Genomic DNA, 3,589 nt, shown 5'->3' with positions numbered 1-3,589 from the left:
CACCCGCACCGGCTAACCGTTTGCACGCCGACCCACCACGTCCTCTACACTGACGAGGACAAGGTGGCGACCAAGCCCGCCACCACCGGGCCCCCTTCGTCTAGCGGCCTAGGACGCCGCCCTTTCAAGGCGGTAGCGCCGGTTCGAATCCGGTAGGGGGTACCACGCGCATGGCTGCAAGATCACCATGCGGCCCGCCACCGTCCCCCGTGATCGCCGCAGTAGCGGCCTGTAGTTGCGTGTCCGCCGTTTCGGGCGTGATCGTGACCTGAACGTCGACCTGGTTGCCCTCCTTGTCGTGACGCATCTGGACGGCAAAAGCGTCCAGCAGCCGCCGCAGCATCGGCTCAGGTAGCAGGTCTAGGTCGACCGTCCCGGTCGGATAGTGGTCCAGGAGCTGGGGACACGGTGCCACTGGAGTCTCCTCCCGCAGTTCGCGCAGCGTGGTCTGTTTGGCCTCAAGGTCCGCGCCGATGCGTGTGGTGCGTTCGTTGATGGAGTTGACGAACGCGGGTGTGGGGTCGTCGGCGGTCTCCAATGAGTCGAGGACGCGTTCCTTGCGACGCTTCAACTCCACGATCTGTCGCTCGACCGCCACCAGCCGTTCCCGGTGTTCGTGGAGATGGCTGTCATCGACCCGGGCGAGCAGCACGCGCAGGCGTTCACGACGGTGGGGTCCGAAGATCTCACGGTTGAAGAACTCGGTCAGGCCCGCCATGAGCGGTTCCTCGCGAACCCAGATGCTCGCCGGGTGCCCTTCGGGACGGTAGGCACGAGCAGGACGGCAGATGTAGTAGATGCGGCCCCGGCTCTCCTTGCCGAACATCCGCCGTCCGCAGAGGCCGCAGGTCATGTAGGAACGGAGCCCGTAGGAGCGGCGGGTGTCGGCGTGCGCGGTGTTGGGCCCCGGACGGCTGCGGGAGCCCTCCCGGTCACGGGCGACCTTCTGGGCGTCGGTGAAGGTTTCGACGCTCACCAGAGCGGGATGGGTGGGTGCGCTTGACCAGATCCACGCCTCGGGAGGGTTGTTCCGGCCTCCTGCCGATGTGGTGGCCTTGCGGTTCCACACCATGTAACCGGTGTACTTGGGGTTGGTCAGCACCTCTCGGACCGAGGAGTAGGTCCATTTGCCCACGCTGCGGTGCTTCGCAGTTGCGACGGGCGGCGGGTAGCGATCCAGATCACGGTTGAGTCGGTCAGCGATGACTTGATAGCCGAGACGCTCACTGACGCGGATCTCAAAGATGGTCTGCACGACCGGGCCGCGCACCGGGTCGGAAGCCAGGACATGCTTGGTGGCTCCCTGCTCGCGGCGAGCGGCGACAGGGTGAGGAACCTTGTCCGCCAGGTACCCGTACGGAGGCCGCCCGATGTTGAAGCCCTGTTCGGTGTGGGCCTCGAAGCCGCCCCAGGCTTTCTCCAGCATCTCCAGGACGTACCACTCGGCCACTCCCTGCTTCACCCGCCGTGTGAGCACCTGGGAGGAGCGTTTCCCGTTCAGGGTGATCGGTTCGTCGGACGCCCACAGCGGGATGCCGAGCTTCTCCAGAGTGTTCTCGATCTGGGTGCCGACGTAGGTCCGACGCGCGATCCGGTCGACCGACTCGCAGATCACCGCATCAAAACGCCGATCCCCCTGGGTCGCTTCCGACAGCAGGTCTTGAATGCCGCCGTCACGCGGAACCGGGATGTTGAACCGCTCATGCCCGCGCGCGGCCAGGTCCTTGCGTCCGGACTCGACGTCGTAGAAGTGCGCGACGATCACCGCACGTCCCGGCAGGGATGTGTGCAGGGCGGTCTGACTGCTGGCGAGCTGACGCGGCAGCGACAGGGTCGGGTCCTGCTTGCCCTCAGTCGAGGTCTGCCCTCGGCACCACTAGAGCGAGAATTGCAGCCGCGGTACTTGAATGGGTCGAGTGCCCGGCGATCGACGATGAACGACACCGACCCTCGAGCACGACCACCTGACACATCTCACCCCGAGTTGTCCACGCTGCGAGGGGAGGTTCACTGCTAGCCGGCTGCGGCCACAGATGGCCATGGCAGCTCAGCGGGGCTTTTGGGGGCGGCGCGAACGGTACAACTTTGACCATGAGTGAGGTGGCGTTGCTCCGCAGTGAGCTGCATCGGTTGCTGGAACGCACGGAGAAATGGCTCGTGGAGCTTACGGCGGACGCCGAAGACGACGATCTTGCGTGGCAGTTGACGCGGGAACGCGAAGAGCTCGTGGCCATGCGGATGCGGGCGGCGTCGTCGCTGATCAACGTGGGGTTGCTCGGGGGGTTCTCTTCGGGCAAGAGCTTCCTTATCAGCGGGCTGCAAGGTGTGCTGGAGTACATGCAGATTCCGACCGCGCCTCGCAAGGCGGACAAGTACATAGGTTTGCTGCCGTCGGCGACCAAACCCACGACCGCTTGCCCGGCTACCGTGGTCCCGGTGGAGACCAGAACGGAGCCGGACGCTGACGGGCGCGGCGTTCTGCGGGCGCGCTTCACCGGTGATCAGGAGTGGACGGACATCGGGAGGTCCCTCGGTCCGCTGGTAGTGGCCGCCTACGCCATGCAGGATCCGGAAAGGGTTGAGGCGCGGGTGCAGCCGGACCACATGAGCCGGCAGGTTGCCGAGATCGAAATCCTGCTCTCGGATTACCGCCTGCCCGCCAAGTTGTACGACTTGCCTGGACACGGCTCGCCGATCAAGACGCACGACAAGGTCGTCCGGGACGCGATGGCCAAGGCCGACTGCTTGATCTATGTCGCCAATGCCACCAAGACACTCACCGAGAATGAACTAGACCTGATCCGTTTCCTGCACGGGCACCACACGCACTGGGGCAAAAAGGTGATCTGGGTGCTCACAGCCATCGACAAGGCCATGGACCTGGACCTGGACGACAAGCCGGAATGGCAGGACACCCTGAAGCAGAACAACGCCTACCTGCGGGAAAACTTCCCACTCCCGGACGGCAAGCCGGATGAGAAATTCTTCGGCGTCGGATTCGTCCCCGTCTCCCCGGCGCTGGAGGCACGCGGACGCGCCCTGGCGGCAGCAGGGGAGGATGAGGCAGCGGCAGACTGCATCGCCGAGAGCCGGATGGACGAGCTGCGAAATTCGATCAGCGACATGATCGAGGCCGGAGCGGGCAAGCGGCACATCGCTGCCGTCGCTGGCGAGGCGCATTCGATGATCGAGCCTCAACTCCGGCGGCTGCGCACGATACTGGATGCCGAGCGAATACCGGTCGAAGAGCTGGCCACCGAGCGAGATCGTATGGAGCGCCGGTACGACGCTCTCAAGGAGGCGGTCGATACAGTCCGTGACCAGCTTGAGAAGAACCTAGAGCGGCGCTTGCGCATCATCGAACGCGGTTTCCGGCAGCTCGCTCCACAACTGCACGGCGCCATGGACGCGCGGATCAAGACCATGGACCCCCGCAAGGCGCGGCAAGAAAACCGCCTCGAGGAGGGTTATGCAAAAGCTCTGAGGAAGAGCAGGCCAGTGATGGCTTGGAGTGTCTCTTCGAATTTTTCTATGGGCGGCCGGTAGCGTCCTCCTTCTTGGCCGAGCATGCGCCAGCCTTTCAGTGTTG

Annotated in this window: 2 protein-coding genes, 1 tRNA gene and 1 pseudogene; 2 read left to right on the top strand and 2 right to left on the bottom strand. The window is 64.6% G+C overall.

Translation table 11 applies throughout. The annotated features are described in order from the left end of the window. Positions 1–89 precede the first annotated feature (89 nt). Positions 90–165 (top strand) — tRNA-Glu (locus HUX53_RS21455). Here HUX53_RS21455 and HUX53_RS43110 read toward each other — a convergent pair. Together HUX53_RS43110 and HUX53_RS43105 are read right to left on the bottom strand one after the other, a co-directional pair. After that, complete coding sequence (locus HUX53_RS43110; RefSeq protein ID WP_369009212.1) at positions 125–853, bottom strand: zinc ribbon domain-containing protein; 729 nt, start codon at positions 851–853, stop codon at positions 125–127. The genes HUX53_RS21455 and HUX53_RS43110 overlap by 41 nt on opposite strands. A 90-nt stretch (positions 854–943) precedes the next feature. Beyond that, positions 944–1,846 (bottom strand): annotated as a pseudogene (locus tag HUX53_RS43105) (recombinase family protein); the annotation flags it as partial. A 245-nt stretch (positions 1,847–2,091) separates the two neighbouring features. Between HUX53_RS43105 and HUX53_RS21440 the strand changes: the two are divergent. After that, on the top strand, positions 2,092–3,546 hold the full coding sequence (locus HUX53_RS21440; RefSeq protein WP_176405012.1) for a dynamin family protein: 1,455 nt from the start codon (positions 2,092–2,094) through the stop codon (positions 3,544–3,546). The last annotated feature ends 43 nt before the right edge of the window (positions 3,547–3,589 follow it).

The sequence above is a fragment of the Actinomadura sp. BRA 177 genome (genome assembly GCF_013372625.1).
Taxonomy (GTDB): Bacteria; Actinomycetota; Actinomycetes; order Streptosporangiales; family Streptosporangiaceae; genus Spirillospora.
This window is presented reverse-complemented; position numbering and strand designations above follow the sequence as displayed.

What these genes read in the sequence shown, in the direction of transcription:
- HUX53_RS43110 (WP_369009212.1), bottom strand. Translation starts at nt 853, where the DNA reads ATGACCTGCGGCCTCTGCGGACGGCGGATGTTCGGCAAGGAGAGCCGG.
- HUX53_RS21440 (WP_176405012.1), top strand. Translation starts at nt 2,092, where the DNA reads ATGAGTGAGGTGGCGTTGCTCCGCAGTGAGCTGCATCGGTTGCTGGAA.